This window comes from Janthinobacterium sp. PSPC3-1 (assembly GCF_049896105.1).
Taxonomy (GTDB): Bacteria; Pseudomonadota; Gammaproteobacteria; order Burkholderiales; family Burkholderiaceae_D; genus Janthinobacterium.
Window position 1 is genome coordinate 105,757 of record NZ_JAFCTQ010000005.1, and the last position, 20,707, is coordinate 126,463.

Below are 20,707 nucleotides of genomic sequence, written 5' to 3' on the forward strand. Positions count from 1 at the left end.
GTGGTGACGCGGACGTTATAGCGCGTTGCAGGCCTGGCGGATGCAGCGCACCAGGTCGTTCGATTGAAACGGCTTGCTCAGAAAGCACGAGGCGCCCGACTGCAGCACGCGCAGGCGCACGGCCGGCTCGGGAAACGCCGTGATCATGATCAGGGGCGTTTCGCTGCCCTGGCGGCGCAATTGCTCCAGCAGGTCGATGCCGCTCATGCCCGGCATTTGCAGGTCGCTGACGATGCACTGGTAGCTGTCCAGCGGCGCGCCGGCCAGCAGGCTTTCGGCGGAATCGAAACAGGTGGTCAGGTAGCCATACGAGCGCAGCAGGCTGGCCAGCGCGCCGCGCACGGATTCATGGTCATCGACGATGGCGATATGAAAACTCGATGGATCGGATTCGGTCACTGCTTACTCCCTGATAACGTATGGGAGAACTGTACAGGGCGTGGCGCGCGCGCGAAATCATACAAGGGTATAGGGCTGCCGCCGCGCGGACCGCAGGTCGGATTAGTGGCGCGCAGCGCCGCGTAATCCGACAACATTGTTGGCGTCAGCAATATTGTCGGATTACGGCCTTTCAGGCCTGATCCGACCTGCCACCTACTTTTGTCTGGCCGTATCGATCCCCAGCGCCTCCGCCATCCTTACCAGGTCGGCAAAGGTGCGCGCCTGCATCTTGCGCATGGCGTTGCCGCGGTGGATCTTGACGGTGATTTCGCTGGTACCCAGTTCGCCGGCGATCTGCTTGTTCATCAGGCCGCTGGCGGCCAGCGCCATGATTTCGCGCTCGCGCGGGGTCAGGCTGGCATAGCAGTCGTGCAAGCCCTGCGCGGCCTGTTCGCGTGCGCGCCGTTCGCGGTCGGCGGCCAGGGCCAGGTTGACGGCGTCCAGCAGGTCCTGGTCGCGGAAGGGCTTGGCCAGGAAATCGAGGGCGCCCGCCTTCATCGCGCGCACCGACATCGGTATGTCGCCGTGGCCGGTCATGAAGATGATGGGCAGGTGCGCGCCGTCGCGATTGAGGTCGGCCTGGAAGTCGAGGCCAGACACCCCCTGCAAGCGCACATCGAGCAGCAGGCAGCTGGCCACTTCGGCGCGCGGCTGGGCCAGGAACTGCGCCACCGAGGCGTAATCGGCCACCGCCAGGCCGCTGGAACGCAACAGGCTGGAAATCGCGGCGCGGAGCAGCCCGTCGTCGTCGACGATATGCACAAGGCCTGGCGGCGCCTCGGTCATGCTGGCGCCGCTCATGCGCCCTCCGTGGCAAAGCTGGCGGCCGATGGCAGCGACAGCGACAGGGTCGCACCCAGGCCCGGCGTGCTGCGGGCCCAGATGCGTCCGCCGTGGGTTTCGACGATGGAGCGGCAGATCGGCAGGCCCATGCCCATGCCGTCGGCCTTGGTGCTGAAAAATGCCTCGAACAGGTGCGGCAGGTGTTCGGTGGAGATGCCGGGCCCACTGTCGGTGACATGGCACTGCACCGCGCCATCCGCGTTCGCATCGAGGGACGTGCGCAGCAGCAGCGAGGCCTGGCCTGGCGCGCAGTCCTGCATCGCCTGCATGGCGTTCATCATCAGGTTGATCAGCACTTGCAGCAATTGCACCTTGTCGCCGCGCACTGGCGGCAGGCCCGGCGCCAGGTCGAGCTTCAGGCTGACGGCGTGGCTGGCCAGCTCGCGACGCACCAGCGCGGCCGCTTCCTCGGCCACCGCATTGAAGTCGAGCGGCAGATGATAGGGGTCGCTGCGCCGCGCCAGCGCACGGATGCGCTGTATCACTTCGGTGGCGCGCCGGCTCGCTTCGAGCAGGCTGCCGATCGCCGCGCACGCTTCGTCCAGGTTCGGCTGCGGGCGGTTCAGCCAGCGCAGGCTCGCTTCGCCGTTGGTGGCGATCGCCGCCAGCGGCTGGTTCACCTCATGCGCGATCGAGGCCGCCAGTTCGCCCAGCATGGTCACGCGCGTCACGTGGGCCAGCTGCACCTGCGATTCGTGCAGCGCCTGCTCGGCCAGCACCGAGGCCGTCACGTCCATCAGCGCGCCCAGGTATTCGCAGCGGCCGGCCTGGTCGTAAGTGGGCTGGGCCAGCACGTGCACATACTTTATTTTGCCGTCGGGCAGCTGCAAACGGTGGCGCACATCGAGTTCGCCCTCGCAGCGCATCACCTGGGCTATGGCCGCGCGCACCAGCGGGCGGTCTTCGGGCATGGTGCGTTCCAGCAGCATCTCGACGGTGGGTGCCTGGCAGGTGGGGTAGCCGTAGATGCGCGCCGCCTCGTCCGACCAGTACAGGCGGGCCTCGGGCGCCGTGAAGCTGAAGCTGCCCGTCTTGCTGATGCGCTGGGTACCGGCCAGGAAGGCTTCGCTGCGGCGCAGCGCCTGCTCGCGCGCCAGCAGCCGTTCGGTGGCGGCCTGGCCCGTCAGCGCCAGAAAGGCGGTGATGCCGATCGCCGCCAGGCTGACCATCAGCCGACCCGAAGCGGGGCCGGAAAAGATCGACACATGGATCAAGCCATAGGCCAGCAGGGTCAGCGCCATGCACAGCACGGTGGTCAGGATCACGCCGCGGCGCGCCCAGACGCTGGCCGACAGCAGCACCACCACCACGTACATGACGGCGATGGCGACATCGAGTTCGGTAAACGCATCGACCGCAAAAATCAGCAGGGTCACGCCGACCAGCAGGAGGGAGAGTAAGGGACTGCCGGGAATACGTGCCATGCCTGACCTTTCGTAGCTTCTTGACCGGCATTGTAATATGGCAAGAAAGATAAGTGCGCTATACGAAAGTATAGTTTTATGCGGCCGGCATGCAATAAATCCCTAGCGTCCGCCCCCTTCCGGCATGCGACCAGGAAACAACAGCACCGGAATCGATTTCGAGGTGGGCGTGCCGGCGCCGTCGGCCACGCTGTCCAGGGGCACCAGCGCATTCGTCTCGGGATAATACGCCGCCACGCAGCCGCGCGGAATATCGTAGGCCACCAGCATGAAGCCGTCCGCGCGGCGCTCGACGCCGTCGTCCCAGCTGCTGCGTACATCGACCCAGTCGCCCGCCTGCATGCCCAGCATGGCGATATCGTCGGGGTGGATGAAGATCACGCGGCGCATGCCGAACACGCCCCGGTAGCGATCGTCGAGCGCGTAGATGGTGGTGTTGTACTGGTCGTGCGAGCGGGTCGTCATCATCACCAGCAGGCGTTCGCCATGACGCTCGCGCGCGCGTGAAATCGGCGTGTCGCGCGGCACCGCATGCACGGCAAACTGCGCCTTGCCGCTGGCCGTATGCCAGGTGCGGTGGCGCGGCGCCACCGTCAGGTGAAAGCCGCCCGGCACGGCGATGCGCTGGTTGTAGTCATGGAAATCGTCGAACACTTTTTCGATCTCGTCGCGGATCAGGGCGTAATCGTTGCGCCAGGCGGGCCACGGCAAGCCATGGCGGCCGGGGCTACCCTGCCCCGTGCCGCTGCCCAGGGTCGCTTCGGCCATGCGCGACACGATCGCCACTTCCGACAGCAACTGTTTTGACGCCGGCGCATTGCGCCCATAGGATATGTGCACCATGCTCATCGAGTCCTCTACCGTGACGCCCTGCGCCACGCCCTGCTGCAGGTCGATTTCGGTGCGGCCCAGGGTCGGCAGGATCAGCGCGGCGCGGCCATGCACCAGCGCACTGCGATTGAGCTTGGTAATCACCTGCACCGTCAGGGCGCATGAGCGCAAGGCGGCAAAGGTGCGCGGCGTGTCGGGCGTGGCGACGGCGAAATTGCCGCCCAGCCCAACAAACACCTTGACCGTCCCCGCTTCCATGGCGGCAATCGTCGCCACCACGTCGTGGCCGTGGTGGCGCGGCGGCTCGAAACCGTAGACCTGCTGCAGGCGGTCCAGGAAAGCGGCGGTCGGCCGCTCCTCGATGCCGACGGTGCGGTCACCCTGCACGTTCGAGTGGCCGCGCACGGGGCACAGGCCGGCGCCGGGCCGGCCGATATTGCCGCGCATTAGCATCAGATTGCTCAGCATCTGGATGGTGGCCACCGCGTGCTTGTGCTGGGTAATGCCCATGCCCCAGGTGGCGATCACCCGTTCGCTGCGCGCATAGATGTCGGCCAGCTGCGCGATCTGCGCCTGCGGCACGCCCGATTCCGCCACCAGCAGGTCCCATGCCTCGCTGCGCAGGTCGTTTGCGAAAGCCTCGAAAAACGCCGTGTGCGACGCGATGAAATCCAGGTCCAGCAGCCGGTGCGTGCCCTTCAATGCCGCCACGTCGTTCATTTCCAGCAGGCGCTTGGCCACGCCCTTGATCAGGGCAAAATCGCCGCCCAGGCGCGGCTGGATGAACAGCGAGGCGATCTTCGTGCTGCCGCCGGTCAGCATTTCGCCCATCGCCTGCGGATCGGTGAAGCGCTGCAATCCCCGCTCGCGCAGCGGATTGATCGAGACGATGGTGGCGCCCCGTTTGGCGCAGGCGCGCAGTTCGCCCAGCATGCGCGGGTGGTTGGTGGCGGGGTTCTGGCCGAAGATCAGGATGGCGTCGGCGTGCTCGAAGTCGTCCAGGGTGACCGTGCCCTTGCCGGCGCCGACCACCGGCGGCAGGCCGCGGCTGGTCGCTTCATGGCACATGTTCGAGCAATCGGGAAAATTGTTGGTGCCGTAGGCGCGCGCAAACAGCTGGTACAGGAACGCCGCCTCATTGCTGGCGCGTCCCGAGGTGTAGAACGCCGCCTGGTCAGGATCGTCGAGGGCGTTCAGCTCGCAGGCGACCACCTCGAAGGCGTCATCCCAGGAGATCGGCACATAGCGGTCGCTGGCGGCGTCGTATGCCATCGGCTGCGTCAGGCGGCCGTGCTGTTCCAGCTCCAGGTCGGACTGGCGCAGCAGCTCGGTGACCGTATGGCGCGCAAAAAAGTCGCTGGTGACGCGGCGTGAAGTCGCCTCGGCCGCCACCGCCTTGGCGCCGTTTTCGCAGAATTCAAAGGTCGACGCATGGGCGCGGTCGGGCCAGGCGCAGCCGGGGCAGTCGAAGCCGTCGGGCTGGTTTTGCGCCAGCAAGGCGCCGATGCCTGCCGGTGGCACGCGCTCGCGCAGCATGCCCTGGGTCACATAGCGCAGGGCGTCCCAGCCGGCGGCGGCGTGGGTGTAGGGGGCGATCTTGCCGATCGGTTGGTCTTGTTTGCTCATGGCAGAACCTCTTCGGGTGGTCGAATGCATGGTAACGCAATTGGCGGCGCCGGGTGCTTGAACAGCTCCTGCACGGGCACGGCGCGGCCGAACAGAAAGCCTTGCAGGCCGGCGCAGCCGATCTGGCGCAGGCTGTCCCACTGCTGCGTGTTTTCCACCCCTTCGGCCACCACCTGCAAGCCCATGCTGTGGGCCAGGGTGACGATGCTGCGCACGATGGTCGACGCATGCGGCGTATGCAGCATGTCGTGCACGAAGGAGCGGTCGATCTTCAACTGGTCGATCGGCAGCCGTTTCAGGTAGCTGAGCGAGGAATAGCCGGTGCCGAAGTCGTCCAGCGAAAAGCCCACGCCGCGCGATTTCAGCAACGTCATCTTGGCGATCACGTCCTCGACATCGGCCAGCAGCATGCTTTCCGTCAGTTCCAGCTTGAGCAGGTGCGGATCGGCGCCGCTGCGCGCGATAATCTGCAGCACCCGCTCGGCAAACGCGCCCTGGCGGAACTGGCGCGCGCTGACGTTGACGGCGATGGTCAGCTCGCGCGTGTCGGGTGCGCCGGCCCAGGCAACCAGCTGCTGGCACGCCGTTTCCAGCACCCAGTCTCCGATCTCGCCGATCAGGCCCGCTTTTTCCGCCTGCGCGATAAAGTCGCCCGGCGCCACCATGCCGCGCCGTGGATGGCGCCAGCGCAGCAGCGCCTCGGCGCCCGTCATGCGGCCATCGGCGTCGACCACCGGCTGGTAGTACAGCAGCAGTTCGCGCCGCGCCAGCGCCGAGCGCAAGTCCGCTTCCAGCGAGGCCGAGGCATCGAGCGCCGCCTGCATGCGCGGATCGAAAAAGCGGTAGGTATTGCGCCCGGCCGCCTTGGCTTCGTACATCGCCATGTCGGCCTGGCGCAGCAGGTCGTTGATGGTGTGATGGCCTTCGCCGAACAGCACGATGCCGATGCTGGGCGTGCTGCGCAGGTCCTGCCCGTCCAGCGGATACGGCAAACCCAGCGCCTGCAGGATTTTATGGACCACGATATCGGCGTGCGCCGCCGCCTGCGCCGCGCTGCCGCCCAGGTCGTCGAGCAGGATCACGAATTCGTCGCCGCCCAAACGCGCCACCGTATCGCTGTCGCGCATCACCTGCTGCAGGCGGAAGGCGACCATTTCCAGCAGCCGGTCGCCCTTGTCGTGGCCCATGGTGTCGTTGAGCAGCTTGAAGTTGTCGAGATCGACGAACAACACCGCGCCGTGGCAGCCGCCCCGTTCGCAGCGGGCGATCGCATGACCCAGGCGGTCGAGCAGCAAGCGCCGGTTCGGCAGCCCCGTCAACCCATCGTAAAACGCCAGGTGGGCGATTTCCGCCTCGGCCAGCTTGCGCGCGCTGATGTCCATGCGCGTGCCGACCATGCGCAGCGCCGTGCCGTCCTGGGCGCGGTCAACCACCTTGCCGCGGCTTTGCAGCCACACCCAGTGGCCGCTGCGGTGGCGCATGCGGTATTCCGCCTCGTATGGCCGGCTGCGGTCGGCCAGGTGCAGCGCCAGCGCCTCGTCCAGCAAGGCCAGGTCGTCGGGATGCATCAGCACCCGCCATTCGCCGTGGGCCAGCGCCAGTTCGTCCGGCGCATAACCGAGCATGGCGGCGGCGCGTGCGTCAAACGTGCGCAGGTCGCTGGGCATGTCCCACTCCCACAGGCCCAGGTTGGCGCCGTTCAGCGCCAGTTCGACGCGCTCGGCGGCGGCCGCCCTTTCCGCGTTGCGCGCCTGCGCCAGCTGTTCCAGCGCCAGGCGGCGGCGCTGCGCCAGGACCAGGCCGACGGCGCCGATCACGCCGGTCAGCAGCCAGGCCAGCGCGCTGGTCCAGGCCAGGCTGTGCCAGCCCGCTTCGATCCGCGCCGTCGAGCGCGACAGGCTGATCACCAGGGTCTTGTCCAGGCCCAGGCTGTGCAGGCGCATGGTGCGCTGGACCACCAGCCGCTGTTCGCCGCCGGCCGCTTCGCCCTCCAGCACGGTCAGCATGCGCCCGCTTTGCTGGTGGCGCAGGAACAGCGGATCGGGTGCGCCGCGCGCGCGCATGGCGGCAGGATCGGCCGGCACATACAGGATACGCCGGCCGCCGTCTTCGGTGATCGCGCTGTTCATGTCCGGCGCATACAGGGCCGAGCGCATCACGGCGTCGAAATACTCGGGGTTGAGGATGGCGCTGGCGGCGCCATCGGCCTTGCCATCGCCATCCATCCTCGCCAGCGACAGTTTGATATTGAACACGCCCGGCGTGTTTTCATACGGCTGCGACAAATACAGGGTATCGGGCGAGCGCATGCCGGCCACCTGGCGCGTGTACTGGCGGTCGTCGAGGCGCGCATCGCGCATGTCATCGTCGGACAGCACGATATGGCCGCGCCGGTCGACCACCACCAGCGCCCGCACGCCGGGCATGGCGCGCTTGAGCGACTGCAGCAGCACGCGCCGGCACTCCGCCGTGCAGCCGCTGCCGGGGTGGAAGGCGCGCCGCGCGCTGTCGAGCGCATTGCGCACGCCTTCGAACTGGTGCTGCAGGTTTTCATCGATGATCAGGGTCTGCATGCGCATGCGTTCGATGTCGGAGGCGATCAGCAGGCGCCGCTCGCTCCAGATGAAGTAACCCACCATCAGTGCGCTCATCAGCAGCACCCCGGCCAGCACCAGCCATTCGGCGCCGCGGCGGCGCGGTCGCGGCAGGCGCTGCAACAGATCAATCGGCATCATTTTTTTCCTCACGAGTGTGGTCGCGGCACGCAGCTCGCTTGCCGATGCCGGCCACTATAGGCAGCTTGCCGGCGGAGGAAAATCAGACTTAGGTATGTCACCCCATACCAAGGTTTAAGGCAAGCCTGGTCCTATACCCACGTATGACTAGGCAAGCGCGCGGCCGTTTCGCACAATGGCCATCTCCTGATCCGCGCCGGCCTGACTGGTCTTCCGATAGTCGTATTCGGCACGCCCCGCCGCTAACATGGCATCCAGGCTCAACACCACAGAAAGACACGCATGAAACGCATGACAAGCATCCCCTCCTTGTTACTGGCCGGCGCCATGCTGCTGCCACTTGCCCTGCCCGCCACCAGCGTGTACGCGGCCGCGCCGCAGCAGCACACGCAGGCACCGGGCTGGTACCGCATGATGCTGGGCGAGTTTGAAATCACGGCCCTGTCCGACGGCACGCATGCGTTCCCGATCGACACGGTAATGCGCGGCATCACGCCGGACCAGATACGACACGGCCTGGCTGACGCCGACCTGGCGGCGCCGGTGCAGGGCTCGATCAACGCCTTTTTGGTCAACACGGGCAAGAAGCTGGTGCTGATCGACGCGGGCGCCGGCGTGCTGTACGGTAATTGCTGCGGCCGTTTGCTGGACAATCTGCGCGCCGCCGGCTACCAGCCGGAGCAAATCGACGAAGTGCTGCTGACGCATTTGCACAAGGACCATGCCGGCGGGATTGTCGCCAACGGCAAGATGGCGTTTCCGAACGCCACCGTGCGCCTGTCGCAGCAGGAAGCCGATTACTGGCTGGACCCTGCCAGCAAGGCGAAGGGGCCGGCATTTCTCGCCACCTTTTATGACGCCGCCGTTGCCAGCACGGCGCCGTATATCGCGGCCAGACGATTCCGTCCTTATTCCGGCTATGGCGAACTGACACCCGGCATTACCGCCATGCCCGCGCCCGGCCATACGCCCGGCCACGCCATGTATATGGTGCAAAGCGGCAAGCAGCAATTGCTGGTGTGGGGCGACATCATCCATATGGCGGCGCTGCAGCTGCCGCACCCGGAAGCCACCGTCCAGTACGACAGCGAGCAGGATGTGGCGCGCAACACGCGCGCGGCGCTGTTAAGCAAGCTCGGCAAGGACCATGTACTGGTCGGCGCCGCGCATATCGCCTTTCCCGGCCTCGGCCATCTGCACCAGGACGGCAAGCGCTACGAATGGCTGCCCGTGAACTACGACGGCTTGCCGCCAGCACCTTGATCTTTTCGGCACGGGCCATCGCGGCCCGCATTTTCACTCACTTTGAAAGCACATCATGAGCAACTCTCCTGACATCCTGCAAGACTTCGGTTCCCTGGCCAATGTACGCATCGGCCTGTCGGCCGAAGTGCGCGCGCAAGGCGTGCATGCGCTGAACCGCCTGCTGGCCCACACCATGGCGATCCGCGACGCCTATAAAAAGGCCCACTGGCAGACTTCCGGCGCCACCTTCCACCAGCTGCACCTGCTGTTCGACAAGCACTATGGCGAACAAGTGCTGATCATGGACGCCATCGCCGAGCGCGTGCAGACACTGGGCGGCGTCACTTTCGCGCTGGCGCAGGACGTGGTCGACGAATCGTCGATCGCACGGGCCCCACGCGGCCGCGAATCGGCGCTGGCGCAGCTGTCGCGCCTGCTCGACGCGCATGAAACCATCCTGCTCGAAGCGCGTCCGCTGGCGCGCGCTGCCGCCGACATGGGCGATGACGGCAGCAACGACCTGATCGTCAGCCAGGTGGTGCGCAGCAACGAGCTGCAAAGCTGGTTTATCGGCGAACACCTGGCGGCGCAGTCGGGCAAGGCGCAATAAAAAAACAGCCGAGCCGATACGGCGGTATCATCAGGGTTTGCGCAAACAAGCGACAACCATGCACACCACCGCCAACGGCGCGCCGCCCGCCATGTCTTTCGAGTCCTGGCAGGTGCTGCTCGATAGCAACTACGGCCCCACCCGCAATCTGCGCCTGACGGACGCGCCCTTCGATGGCGCGCTGCAGGCACATGCGCTGGGGCAATCCTCGATCACGCGCATCCGCTCGGTGCCGATGCGCTACCGGCGCGAGGCTGGCGGCGACAATATCGACCATTTCTTTCTATCACTTTCGCTGTGCGAACAGGCCAGCGTACTGCAGGAAGGCCGCCAGTCAAGGCAACAAGCTGGCGACATCGTGCTGTACGATAGCGCCCGGCCCTATATCTGCGATTTGCCCCGGGGCGACGACCAGATCGTCTGTGCCGTGCCGCGCGCCCTGCTGCTGGCCCACCTGCCCACAGCAGAAAAGCAGCTGAGCGTGACACTCGCCGGCGCCTCGGCGCTGGGCAAACTGGCGGCCTCGCTGATGCTGGCCACCTGGCAAGCAGGCGCCCAGCCTCCGGCCACGGGCGAAAAACTGATGGGATCACTATTGGACGTGGTAGGCACCGCCTTCGACGCTACCAGCGACGCCGTACCAGCCAGCCACCAAACCGAGCTGCTGAGGCGCGCACAACAGTTCATGCTGGCCAGGTTGGCCACGCACGGCTTGGGCTTGGACGAAGTGGCGCTGGCCATCCATGTCTCGCCGCGCACCCTGAATCGCTTGTTTGCAAAAGAAGGCACCACCGCCATGCGCTGGCTATGGCAACAGCGCCTGCAGGCCTGCCACGTGGCTTTGCGGGCCGGACGCTATCGCTCGGTCAGCGAAACGGCGCTCAGTCATGGCTTTGTCAACCTGGCCCATTTCAGCCGCGCCTTTCGCCAGCAGTATGGCCAGTCGCCACAGGAACTGATGGCGCGCACGGCATAGTGACAGGCGCCTGCAGCACAGCGCCAGCCGATCCATCGGGGCAGAATGGCGCTTTACATTCAAGGCCAGCCCCATGTCAGACTCCAACACCACCCTGCGTTTGCTGTTCCCCCAATGGCAAGGCGGCAATAATCCTCCCTATCACCTGGGCGCGCAATTGCTGGCCTGGCTGGCGCCTGCCAACGATGGGCCGGTGGAACAGGTCGACGTCGATGCCCCCACCGACGCGCCGCTGCTAATGGAAAATGGCATCGTCGGACGCGCGGCGCTACTCAGGCAGCTCGATTCGGCGCGCGCCATCATCGAGCGCCATCAGCCGGAACGCATCGCCGTGCTCGGCGGAGACTGCCTAGTGGACCTGGCGCCATTTGCCTATCTGAACCAGCACTACCAGGGTGACCTCGCCGTGCTATGGATCGATGCCCATCCCGATGTCATGACGCCGCACGACTTTGAACATGCGCACGCCATGGTGCTGGGCAATCTGCTGGGCCAAGGCGACGCCGATTTCACGGCCGCCGTCAGCCTGCCATTGCTGCCACAGCAAGTGATGTATGCCGGCCTGCAGCAAACGACAGGCGTGGAGACGCAGTTTATCGAGCGCCTGGGCCTGCACGCCATCGGTCCGGCTGCCATGGCCGAAGGTAGCGCCCCTGTGCTGGATTGGCTCAAGGAAACCGGCGCGCGCCATGTCGCCATCCACCTCGACCTCGACGTGCTCGATCCTGCCCTGTTTCGTTCGGTGCTGTTCGCCCAGCCCGATGCACCGGCCGGCGCCTTTGACGGCGTGGCGCAAGGCAAGGCCAGCATGGCGCAGGTACTGCGCCTGATCAGCGACGTGGCGCACGCGGCCGACGTGGTGGGCTTGGGCATCGCCGAGCATCTGCCGTGGGACGCTGTGGCACTCAAACGCATGCTGGCGCAATTACCGCTGCTAAGTCCTCCGCGGACAACAGCGCTTCAGGCGATCCACAGCCGCTCGTAATCATTCTTCCTGAACCGTTCCACCAGCGCATCGATAAAGACCCGGTCCTTGGCCGGCATATGGGCCCGCGTCTGGAAGGCGATATTGATGGTCAGGCGCGGCAAGTCCCAGTCGTCCAGCACCGGCACCAGGCGCCCCGCCACCAGGTCGTCATACACGATGTATTTCGGCTGCACCAGGATGCCCATGCCGGCCAGCGCCGCGTGGCGCAGTATCTGGCCGTCGTTCGATTCGAGTAGCGGGCGGATCTTCGTGACGATCTTTTCATTGCCCCGTTTGAGCGGCAGTTCGCGCGGACTGGCCGCCAGCGCATAGTTCAGCACCTTGTGGCGGTGCAGGTCGGGCGGCAGGATAGGCATGCCATGCTGCTCGATATAACCTGGCGCCGCCGCCAGGATGCGGCGCGTTTCGGCCAGCCGCCGTATGGTGATATTGCTGTCCGCTTCCACCTGGCGCGTGCGGATGGCGATATCGACGCCGTTCTCGATGATGTCGCAATAGCGGTTGGCGGCAATCACTTCCACCTGGATGTCCGGATATTGCCGGTTAAATTCGGGCAGCAGCGGCGCAATATGCAGCAGGCAGAACGACAGCGAGGCGGTTACCCGCAAGGTGCCGGTGGGCTTGGTGGCGGTGGCCGTCACCATGTTCTCCGCTTCGCGCAGGCTGTCGAGGATGGTCTTGCACTGCTGGTGGAACTTGACGCCCGCCTCGGTCAGGTACAGCCGGCGCGTGGTGCGCTTGACCAGTTGCACGCCGAGGCGCTCTTCCAGCGCGATCAGGTGGCGGCTGGCGGCCGAAATGGAGATTTCCAGGTGCTCGGCCGCCTTGCTGATGCTGCCCAGGTCGGCCACGCCGACAAACAACTCGATTTCCCGTAATTGATTCATGCGATTGTCCCGTTTTTAGCAAAAGACTTTGCCTTTGCTGCTCTGTTTTATCGAATGGAGTCAATATATACTCGTTTCATACAAAAGCAGCAAAAAAACAGACAGGAGACAAGTCATGCAAACGCCACCCCCACCCGGGCAGCAGCACGCGCCCGGCTATTTTGACGAAGCCGGTTCCGCCGAGGTCGTCAACGCCCGCATGGGCGCCGACGTCAACCCACGGCTGCGCCAGGTCATGGGCGCCCTGGTGCGCCACCTGCACGCCGCCGTCAAGGAAGTCGAACCCACGCACGAGGAATGGCTGGCGGCCATCCAGTTCCTGACGGAGACGGGCCAGATGTGCTCGGACTGGCGCCAGGAATACATCCTGCTGTCGGACGTGCTGGGCGTGTCGATGCTGGTCGACGCCATCAACCACCGCCGCCCCAGCGCCGCCACGCCGAACACCATCCTCGGACCGTTCTATATCGCCAACGCCCCCCATTACCCGCTGGGAGAAAATATCTGCCAGGACGGCAAGGGCCAGCCCATGGTGGTGCTGGGCCGCGTCGCGGGACTCGATGGCGAGCCGGCGGCCGGCGCCACGCTGGAAGTGTGGCAGACCAATGACGACGGCTTTTACGACGTGCAGCAAAAGGGCATCCAGCCCGAACACAATCTGCGCGGCGTGTTCACCAGCGACGCGGACGGCAATTACTGGTTCAAATCGGTCAAGCCGCGCCACTATCCGATCCCGGACGATGGCCCCGTCGGCAAGCTGCTGGCCAGCCTGGGGCGCCATCCGAACCGCGCCGCCCATCTGCACTTCATCGTCACGGCGCCCGGCTACGCGCCCGTCATCACGCATATCTTCACGCCCGACTGCCCCTACCTGGCGCAGGACACGGTGTTCGGCGTCAAGCGCGAGCTGGTGGCCGACTTCGTGCAGGTCGACGACGCGGCGCAAGCGGAAAAATTTGGCACCACGGCGCCGTTCTGGCGCGTCGACTGGAACTTCACGCTGGCGCCCCAGCAACCTTGATCCCACCCCAACCTCAGAACCACGGAGCACAGCATGACGCAAGCGACACCATCACCGATTGATTTACTGGCCGCCTACTGGACCATCGCGGGCGATGTCTACCCCTGTTCACCGAGCGAAGTGAGCCCCTTCCCGCTCGAAGCGCGCGCCGAAACGGCCGCCAGGGTGGGCTGGAAAGGCCTGGGCCTGGTACTCGACGACCTGAAAGCGACGATTGCCCGCGTTGGCGTCCATGGCGTGCGCAATATTTTGGCCGACAATGGCATGAAGTATTTCGAACTGGAGATCCTGGCCGACTGGTACAAGGACGGCGAACTGCGCGCCAGTTCCGACCAGTTCAAGCGCGACGTGCTGGAACTGGGTGGCGCGCTGGGCATGTGCAACCTGAAGGTCTGCGCCAGCTTCGCCGACCCGGGCCCGGCCGATTTTCCCCGCATGGCGGCCGAATTTGCCAGATTGTGCGAAGAGATCGACGGCATCGGCGCCACCGTGTCGCTGGAATTCATGCCGTTTTCCATCGTCCGCAATATAGCGGACGGCCTGGCCATCGTGCAGGCGGCCGACCAGCACAACGGCGGCCTGACGGTCGACAGCTGGCACGTGGTGCGCAGCGGCGACGGCTTCGACAAGGTGGCCGCCATCCCGGCCCGCTTCATCAAGTCGGTGGAACTGGACGACGCCGACGAAAAAGTGGTGGGTACCCTGTTCGAGGACACCCGTTTCAACCGCCAGCTGTGCGGCGAAGGCTTTTATGACATTCCCGGCTTTATCGGCGCGGTGCAGCAGGCCGGCTACACGGGCAAATACTACGGCGTCGAGATGATTTCCGAATCCTACCGCCGCCTGCCGCTCGAGGTGATGGCGCAGCGCGCCTTCGACACGACGATGGCGCAATTCGCGGCGCTGGAAGCACGCAAGGCAAAACAAGCAGCTCAATAAGCAACGACAACAACACCAACTGGAGACAAGCATGATCAGAATCGCAGTACTGGGCGCCGGCCGCATCGGCAAAATCCACGCCGCCAACGTGGCCGCCAATCCCAACGCCATCCTGGTGGCCGTGGCCGACCCCATCGAAGCGGCGGCGCAGGCGCTGGCCAGCAAGCATGGCTGCGAAGCGTCCACCGATTGCGCGGCCCTGATCGACCGCGACGACATCGACGCCATCGTCATCGGCACGCCGACCGACACCCATATCACCTACATGCTGCGCGCGGTGCGCCAGGGCAAGGCCGTGCTGTGCGAAAAACCGATCGACCTGGACCTGGAAAAATCGCGCGCCGCTGCCGCTGAAGTGCTGCGCCTGGACGGGCGCGTGATGCTGGCCTTTAACCGCCGCTTCGACCCCACCTCGCAGGCCTTCCGCAAGGCCATCGATGCGGGTGAAGTGGGCGAGGTGCGCCAGGTGATCATCAGCAGCCGCGACCCCGGCATGCCGCCGCGCGAGTACGTGCTGCATTCGGGTGGCATCTTCCGCGACATGGTGATCCACGACCTCGATTTTGCGCGCTGGCTGCTGGGCGAGGAGCCGGTTCAGGTGACGGCCATCGGCAGCCGCCTGGTCGACAGCTCGCTGGCCGAACTGGACGACTACGATACCGTAATGGTGCTGCTGCAGACGGCGTCGGGCAAGCAGTGCCAGATCAACTGCTGCCGCGAAGCCGTGTATGGCTACGACCAGCGCTTCGAAGTGTCGGGCTCGAAAGGCATGCTGTTGCAGGACAACCTGCGCCCATCGACGGCGCGGCGCTGGACGGCCGACGCCACCGACGCGCGCGAACCGCTGCTGAACTTCTTCCTGGAGCGCTATGTCGACGCCTACCGCAATGAAATGACGGCCTTTGTCGACGCGCTGGCCGGCAAGTCGGCCATGCCGGTCACCATCCAGGATGGCCTGCAGGCGCTGCTGCTGGCCGAGTGCGCGGTGGAATCGGCGCGCACGGGCCTGACGGTGGCGGTGGCCAGCCTGTCGCGTGAATAATCGATCGAAGGAGACGACATGACTTACCAACTTGCGCAGAACCAGGTGGCCGGGATTGCCTGCCTGGGCGTGACCCACCCGCACACCTCCGGTCGCGTGAAAGCCATCCAGCGCCGTACTGACGCCAAAATGATGGGCGCCTGGGACAACAGCCCGCTGCTGCAGCCATTTGTCGAGGCGCTGGGCCTGGAAGTGCGCAGCAAGGAAGCCATCCTGGGCGACCCCGCCGTGCACGCGGTGCTGATCCACTCAAAAAGCGAAAAGATGGCTGACCTGGCGATCGAGGCGCTGGAAGCGGGCAAGGCGGTGCTGGTGGAAAAGCCGGCCGGACGCGGCGCGCAGGACGCCAGCCGCATCGTGCAGTTGGTCGAGCGCACGGGCGGCCTGCTGCAGGTGGGTTATTGCTGGCGTTTCGCGCCGTCGGTCGACGCCATGCAGGACGCGTTGAAGTCTGGCCGGCTGGGCAAGGTGGTGCAGGTGCGCGCCCATGGCGGCTGCTCGCATGACGAGGCTGCCACCAGCCACATGACGCAGCCGGGCGACATCGGCGGCGCCGTGTTCGTGATCGGCTGCCACCTGGTCGACCGCATCCTGCTGCACTTCGGCGTGCCGAAATCGGTCAATGCGCGCATCACCAAGTTCGCCAATTTCCGTGGCGACGAGTCGCGCGAGGATGCGGCCGGCGCGGTGCTCAATTACGACGACAAGGTGGTGGTGCTCGACTTCATGTCGTGGGACGTGCTGCCATGGACGGAAAGCTGGGATATCACGGCCTACGGCACCGAAGGCATCATGTCCTCGCGTTCGCTGCCGGCCAGCTACAAGGTCTACGACTCGGGCAAGGGCTCGCGCCCGGCCGGCTGGACCGAATGGCAGGAAACCAGTTTCCCTGAAATCTGGGCCACCAAAAAAACCGAGTATTCGCCGGAACTGGCCGAAATCGGCAATCCCGTGTATTTCGACCGCGAGGCGAACGCCTTCTTCCACGCTCTGCGCACGGGCGCGCCATCGGTCGTCCCGGCCAGCCAGGCCTGGAACATCAGCCGCGTCATCGAAGCCATGTTTGCGTCCAGCAAGCAGGCCGGCGCGGAAGTCTTTATCGACTGATTTTCACCACGCTGCCAGCACCCTGTGCCGAACCTCCCGCGAGGTTCGCTGGCAGCGTTCGCCCTGAAATTCCGGCACGCCCACATAACTATACGGAGACGCAAGATGAAACTGATTAACCACGCCGTCATGGCACTGTCGTTCACCGCCGCGCTGGTGGCCTCCTCCCCCGCCCTGGCCCAGGACAAGGGCACCATCGGCATTTCGCTGCCGACCAAGACCGAAGCGCGCTGGATCAGCGACGGCCAGAACATGGTCGCCGCGCTGAAAGCCAAGGGCTATGCGGCCAACCTGCAGTACGCCGACTACGATGTGCCGACCCAGGTCAGCCAGATCGAGAACATGATCACCAAGGGCGTCAAGGCGCTGGTGATCGCCCCCATCGACGGCAAGACGCTGTCCGAAGTGCTGCAGAACGCCAGCAGCAGGGGCATCAAGATCATCTCCTACGACCGCCTGATCACGCAGACGGCCAAGGTCGATTACTACGCCACCTTCGACAACGCCCAGGTCGGCGTGCTGCAGGCGCAAAGCATCACCAGCGCCTACGACAAGAGCGGCAGCAAGACGCCGTGGAATGTCGAGGTCTTCGCCGGCTCGATCGACGACAACAACGCGCACAAGATCTATGGCGGCGGCATGGCCGTGCTGAAACCCTATATCGACAGCGGCAAGATGGTCATCCGCAGCAAGCAGGTGGCGATCGAAAAAGTCTCGGTCTACCGCTGGGACGGCGCCACGGCGCAGTCGCGCATGGACAACCTGCTGAGCGCCTTCTACAGCAACGGCCGCGTCGACGCGGTGTGGTCGCCCAATGACGGCGTGGCGATCGGCATCATTTCCTCGCTCAAGGGCGTCGGCTACGGCAGCGGCCAGCAAAAAATGCCGGTCATTACGGGCCAGGATGCCGACATCCCCAACATCAAGGCCGTCATCCGCGGCGACCAGACCACCACCGTGTTCAAGGATACGCGCGAACTGGCAGCGCGCACGGCCGACATCGTCGCCGACTCGCTGGCCGGCAAGCAGGTGCAGGTGAACGACACGAAGAACTACAACAACGGCGTGAAGATCGTGCCGACCTACCTGGTGGCGCCGGTGCTGGTCAATGCCGGCAACTGGAAGGATGTGCTGGTCACGCGCAGCCGCTTCTACACCGAAGCGCAGCTGAAGTAAGCGCCACCCACTTTGCCAGGCGCGGCCAGATCGCGCCTGGCGGACAACAGCGAGAAAACCATGCAAGCCATCCTTGAAATGCGGGGCATACAGAAAAGCTTCGGCAGCGTGAAAGCGCTCAACAACGTCAACCTGACGGTGCGGCAGGGCGAGATCCACGCCATCTGCGGCGAAAACGGCGCCGGCAAGTCGACCCTGATGAAGATCCTCAGTGGCGTCTATCCGCACGGCTCCTTCGACGGCGCGGTGTGCTACGCGGGCGAAGAACGGCGCTTCGCCTCGATCCACGACAGCGAAACGCTGGGCATCATCATCATCCACCAGGAACTGGCGCTGGTGCCGATGCTGTCGATTGCCGAGAATATCTTCCTCGGCAACGAGCAGGCGCGCGGCACCGTGATCGACTGGGCCATGTCGTATGCGAAGACGCGCCAGCTGCTCGACAAAGTCGGCTTGAGCGACAGCCCGGACACGCCGATCGGCCGCCTGGGCGTGGGCAAGCAGCAGCTGGTGGAAATCGCCAAGGCGCTGTCGAAGGAAGTCAGGCTGCTGATCCTCGACGAGCCCACCGCCAGCCTGAACGAAAACGACAGCGAACGCCTGCTCGGCCTGCTGCTGGAACTCAAATCGCGCGGCGTGACGTCGATCATCATCTCGCACAAGCTCAACGAGATTTCGCGCGTGGCCGACGCCATCACCGTGATCCGCGACGGCGCCACGGTCGACGCCATGGACTGCCATACGGAGAGCGTCAGCGAAGACCGCATCATCCGCGCCATGGTGGGCCGCGACATGGCGGACCGCTACCCGAAACGCACGCCACATGTGGGCGCACCCGTGTTCGAAGTGCGCAACTGGCACGTGCGCCACCCCGTGCACCGCGAACGCAAGGTGGTCAATGACGTGAGCTTCGAGGCGCGTGCCGGCGAAGTGGTCGGCATCGCCGGCCTGATGGGCGCGGGCCGCACGGAACTGGCGATGAGCATATTCGGCCGCGCCTATGGCGCCGATATCCGTGGCGAAGTGTTTCTGCGCGGCGCAAAGGTCGACGTCTCCAGCGTGCCCAGAGCGATCGCCGCCGGCCTGGCCTATGTGACGGAAGACCGCAAGGGCGACGGCCTGCTGCTGGACGACTCGATCGAACGCAATATCACCTTGGCCAACCTGGGCGGCGTGGCCAGTTATGCGGTGATCGACGAGCAGCGCGAGGTGACGGTCGGCCACGAGTTCCTGCGCAAGCTGCGCATCCGCTGCCAGAACGGCGCGCAGGCGGTCGGCAAGCTGTCGGGCGGCAATCAACAGAAAGTGGTGATCAGCAAATGGCTGTATGCGCAGCCCGAGGTGCTGATGCTCGACGAACCGACGCGCGGCATCGACGTGGGCGCCAAGTACGAGATCTATTCCATCATCAACGAGGTGGTCGCCGAGGGCAAGTGCGTGGTGATGATCTCGTCGGAAATGGCAGAACTGCTGGGCATGTGCGACCGCATCTATGTAATGAACGAGGGCCGCTTCGTGGCCGAGTTCAGCGCGCAGGAAGCCAGCCAGGAAAAAATCATGCGGGCAATCGTAAAAAATGGAGGCAATTGAAATGACAACCTTATCGACACCGGCCGCGCCCACGGGCGCGCTGCTCCCCAACGGGGATTTTTCGGGCGCGCTCAAGCGCGGCTTCCAGGACTACGGCCTGATGATCTCGCTGATACTCATCATGGCGTTCTTCCAGTGGTCGACCGGCGGCGTGCTGATGCAGTCGCTCAATCTCACCAACCTGGTGCTGCAGAACAGCTATATCGTGATCATGGCGCTGGGCATGCTGATGGTCATCGTGGCCGGCCATATCGACCTGTCGGTCGGCTCGATCGCCGGCTTTGTCGGCGCGCTGGCCGCCGTGCTGATGGTGAACTACCGGCTCGACCCCGTCACGGCCACCCTGCTGTGCGTGGCGGCCGGCGCCCTGATCGGCGCGGCGCAAGGCTACTGGGTGGCGTTCTGGCACATGCCCTCGTTTATCGTCACGCTGGCCGGCATGCTGGTGTTTCGCGGCCTGACTATCGTCGTGCTCGAAGGCCAGTCGATCGGCCCCTTCCCGGCCGGCTTCTCGCTGCTGAGCGCCGGCTTCATCCCCGAGCTGCTGGGCACCACGCCGCTGCGGCTGACGTCCATGCTGCTGGGCTGCCTGGTCGGCGCCTGCTTTTTCGTGCTCGACTGGCGCCAGCGCGGCAATGCGAAAAAACATGGCCTGCACACCGGCCCTGTGTATCTGTTCGTGCTGAAGAACGCCATCCTGGCCGGCATGGTCGTCGGCCTGTCCGCCATCCTGGCCAGCTATCGCGGCATGCCGACCGTGCTTGTGGTGATGGGCCTGCTGATCGCCGTCTACACCTTTGTCATGAACCGCACCACCATGGGCCGGCGCGTGTACGCCGTCGGCGGCAACGCCAAGGCGGCCCGGCTGTCGGGCGTGCGCACCGAGCGCGTGGTGTTCTACACCTTCGTCAACATGGGCGTGCTGGCGGCGCTGGCCGGCATGGTGTTCGCGGCGCGGCTCAACAGCGCCACGCCGAAAGCGGGCACCGGCTTCGAACTGGACGTGATCGCGGCCTGCTTTATCGGCGGCGCCTCGGCCTCGGGCGGCGTCGGCAAGGTGATGGGCGCGGTGGTGGGCGCCTTCATCATGGGCGTGATGAACAACGGCATGTCGATCATGGGCATCGGCGTGGACTACCAGCAGATCATCAAGGGGCTGGTGCTGCTGGCGGCCGTGTTCTTCGATGTCTACAACAAGAACAAGGCTTGATTTCGCGCCGGCCGCC

The 20,707-nt window shown here is 65.2% G+C and carries 17 protein-coding genes; 11 read left to right on the plus strand and 6 right to left on the minus strand.

The annotated features are described in order from the left end of the window. Nucleotides 1-15: 15 nt before the first annotated feature. The 5 genes from ACP7B7_RS07925 to ACP7B7_RS07945 all read right to left on the minus strand — a co-directional run bounded on the left by ACP7B7_RS07925 (nt 16) and on the right by ACP7B7_RS07945 (nt 7,900). A complete protein-coding gene (locus ACP7B7_RS07925) occupies nt 16-399 on the minus strand; it encodes a response regulator transcription factor (RefSeq protein ID WP_308920797.1) in 384 nt (127 codons plus the stop codon). Between the two features lie 195 nt (nt 400-594). Then, entirely contained in the window at nt 595-1,242 is a 648-nt protein-coding gene (locus tag ACP7B7_RS07930) for a response regulator transcription factor (RefSeq protein ID WP_308920796.1), read from the minus strand. Further along, a complete protein-coding gene (locus tag ACP7B7_RS07935; RefSeq protein WP_308920795.1) occupies nt 1,239-2,708 on the minus strand; it encodes a sensor histidine kinase in 1,470 nt (489 codons plus the stop codon). Before ACP7B7_RS07935 ends, ACP7B7_RS07930 begins: the two co-directional genes overlap by 4 nt. 102 nt (nt 2,709-2,810) lie before the next feature. Further along, on the minus strand, nt 2,811-5,165 hold the full coding sequence (locus ACP7B7_RS07940; protein ID WP_426076288.1) for an FdhF/YdeP family oxidoreductase: 2,355 nt from the start codon (nt 5,163-5,165) through the stop codon (nt 2,811-2,813). Then, nucleotides 5,162-7,900, minus strand: coding sequence for a bifunctional diguanylate cyclase/phosphodiesterase (locus ACP7B7_RS07945; protein WP_426076289.1), 2,739 nt, complete (start codon nt 7,898-7,900; stop codon nt 5,162-5,164). Before ACP7B7_RS07945 ends, ACP7B7_RS07940 begins: the two co-directional genes overlap by 4 nt. Before the next feature lie 282 nt (nt 7,901-8,182). On the opposite strand from ACP7B7_RS07945, the gene ACP7B7_RS07950 reads away from it, so the two are divergent. The 4 genes from ACP7B7_RS07950 to ACP7B7_RS07965 all read left to right on the plus strand — a co-directional run bounded on the left by ACP7B7_RS07950 (nt 8,183) and on the right by ACP7B7_RS07965 (nt 11,716). Further along, entirely contained in the window at nt 8,183-9,163 is a 981-nt protein-coding gene (locus ACP7B7_RS07950) for an MBL fold metallo-hydrolase (protein ID WP_426076290.1), read from the plus strand. A gap of 55 nt (nt 9,164-9,218) precedes the next feature. Beyond that, nucleotides 9,219-9,755 carry a Dps family protein gene (locus ACP7B7_RS07955; protein ID WP_426076291.1) on the plus strand — a complete coding sequence of 179 codons (537 nt, stop codon included), beginning with the start codon at nt 9,219-9,221 and terminating at the stop codon, nt 9,753-9,755. A gap of 58 nt (nt 9,756-9,813) precedes the next feature. After that, nucleotides 9,814-10,731 (plus strand): helix-turn-helix domain-containing protein, encoded by a 918-nt coding sequence (locus ACP7B7_RS07960; protein ID WP_426076292.1) that lies wholly within the window; start codon nt 9,814-9,816, stop codon nt 10,729-10,731. Nucleotides 10,732-10,804: 73 nt separating this feature from the next. Further along, the gene (locus tag ACP7B7_RS07965; protein WP_426076293.1) at nt 10,805-11,716 is read left to right on the plus strand and encodes an arginase family protein; all 912 of its coding nucleotides are present in this window, start codon (nt 10,805-10,807) and stop codon (nt 11,714-11,716) included. Here the strand turns inward: ACP7B7_RS07965 and ACP7B7_RS07970 are convergent. Continuing rightward, nucleotides 11,692-12,606, minus strand: coding sequence for a LysR family transcriptional regulator (locus tag ACP7B7_RS07970; RefSeq protein ID WP_426076294.1), 915 nt, complete (start codon nt 12,604-12,606; stop codon nt 11,692-11,694). The genes ACP7B7_RS07965 and ACP7B7_RS07970 overlap by 25 nt on opposite strands. Nucleotides 12,607-12,805: 199 nt before the next feature. On the opposite strand from ACP7B7_RS07970, the gene ACP7B7_RS07975 reads away from it, so the two are divergent. The 7 genes from ACP7B7_RS07975 to mmsB all read left to right on the plus strand — a co-directional run bounded on the left by ACP7B7_RS07975 (nt 12,806) and on the right by mmsB (nt 20,691). Then, nucleotides 12,806-13,627 (plus strand): intradiol ring-cleavage dioxygenase, encoded by an 822-nt coding sequence (locus ACP7B7_RS07975; RefSeq protein WP_374694314.1) that lies wholly within the window; start codon nt 12,806-12,808, stop codon nt 13,625-13,627. A gap of 33 nt (nt 13,628-13,660) precedes the next feature. Further along, nucleotides 13,661-14,566 (plus strand): sugar phosphate isomerase/epimerase family protein, encoded by a 906-nt coding sequence (locus ACP7B7_RS07980; protein WP_308920788.1) that lies wholly within the window; start codon nt 13,661-13,663, stop codon nt 14,564-14,566. Between the two features lie 31 nt (nt 14,567-14,597). After that, on the plus strand, nt 14,598-15,608 hold the full coding sequence (gene iolG, locus ACP7B7_RS07985; protein WP_426076295.1) for an inositol 2-dehydrogenase: 1,011 nt from the start codon (nt 14,598-14,600) through the stop codon (nt 15,606-15,608). Between the two features lie 18 nt (nt 15,609-15,626). Next, on the plus strand, nt 15,627-16,715 hold the full coding sequence (locus tag ACP7B7_RS07990) for a Gfo/Idh/MocA family protein (protein WP_426076296.1): 1,089 nt from the start codon (nt 15,627-15,629) through the stop codon (nt 16,713-16,715). Between the two features lie 105 nt (nt 16,716-16,820). Next, nucleotides 16,821-17,891, plus strand: a complete 1,071-nt coding sequence (chvE, locus tag ACP7B7_RS07995; protein WP_308920785.1) for a multiple monosaccharide ABC transporter substrate-binding protein — start codon at nt 16,821-16,823, stop codon at nt 17,889-17,891. A 60-nt stretch (nt 17,892-17,951) separates the two neighbouring features. Continuing rightward, a complete protein-coding gene (gene mmsA / locus ACP7B7_RS08000) occupies nt 17,952-19,481 on the plus strand; it encodes a multiple monosaccharide ABC transporter ATP-binding protein (protein WP_426076297.1) in 1,530 nt (509 codons plus the stop codon). After that, nucleotides 19,477-20,691: a multiple monosaccharide ABC transporter permease gene (mmsB, locus tag ACP7B7_RS08005; RefSeq protein WP_426076394.1), complete on the plus strand. Its 1,215-nt coding sequence runs from the start codon at nt 19,477-19,479 to the stop codon at nt 20,689-20,691. Before mmsA ends, mmsB begins: the two co-directional genes overlap by 5 nt. Nucleotides 20,692-20,707 lie beyond the last annotated feature (16 nt).

Coding starts and splice junctions, on each gene's coding strand:
- ACP7B7_RS07930 (WP_308920796.1), bottom strand. CDS start 1,242: ATGAGCGGCGCCAGCATGACCGAGGCGCCGCCAGGCCTTGTGCATATC.
- ACP7B7_RS07935 (WP_308920795.1), bottom strand. CDS start 2,708: ATGGCACGTATTCCCGGCAGTCCCTTACTCTCCCTCCTGCTGGTCGGC.
- ACP7B7_RS07940 (WP_426076288.1), bottom strand. CDS start 5,165: ATGAGCAAACAAGACCAACCGATCGGCAAGATCGCCCCCTACACCCAC.
- ACP7B7_RS07945 (WP_426076289.1), bottom strand. CDS start 7,900: ATGATGCCGATTGATCTGTTGCAGCGCCTGCCGCGACCGCGCCGCCGC.
- ACP7B7_RS07950 (WP_426076290.1), top strand. CDS start 8,183: ATGAAACGCATGACAAGCATCCCCTCCTTGTTACTGGCCGGCGCCATG.
- ACP7B7_RS07955 (WP_426076291.1), top strand. CDS start 9,219: ATGAGCAACTCTCCTGACATCCTGCAAGACTTCGGTTCCCTGGCCAAT.
- ACP7B7_RS07960 (WP_426076292.1), top strand. CDS start 9,814: ATGCACACCACCGCCAACGGCGCGCCGCCCGCCATGTCTTTCGAGTCC.
- ACP7B7_RS07965 (WP_426076293.1), top strand. CDS start 10,805: ATGTCAGACTCCAACACCACCCTGCGTTTGCTGTTCCCCCAATGGCAA.
- ACP7B7_RS07970 (WP_426076294.1), bottom strand. CDS start 12,606: ATGAATCAATTACGGGAAATCGAGTTGTTTGTCGGCGTGGCCGACCTG.
- ACP7B7_RS07975 (WP_374694314.1), top strand. CDS start 12,806: ATGGGCGCCGACGTCAACCCACGGCTGCGCCAGGTCATGGGCGCCCTG.
- ACP7B7_RS07980 (WP_308920788.1), top strand. CDS start 13,661: ATGACGCAAGCGACACCATCACCGATTGATTTACTGGCCGCCTACTGG.
- iolG (WP_426076295.1), top strand. CDS start 14,598: ATGATCAGAATCGCAGTACTGGGCGCCGGCCGCATCGGCAAAATCCAC.
- ACP7B7_RS07990 (WP_426076296.1), top strand. CDS start 15,627: ATGACTTACCAACTTGCGCAGAACCAGGTGGCCGGGATTGCCTGCCTG.
- chvE (WP_308920785.1), top strand. CDS start 16,821: ATGAAACTGATTAACCACGCCGTCATGGCACTGTCGTTCACCGCCGCG.
- mmsA (WP_426076297.1), top strand. CDS start 17,952: ATGCAAGCCATCCTTGAAATGCGGGGCATACAGAAAAGCTTCGGCAGC.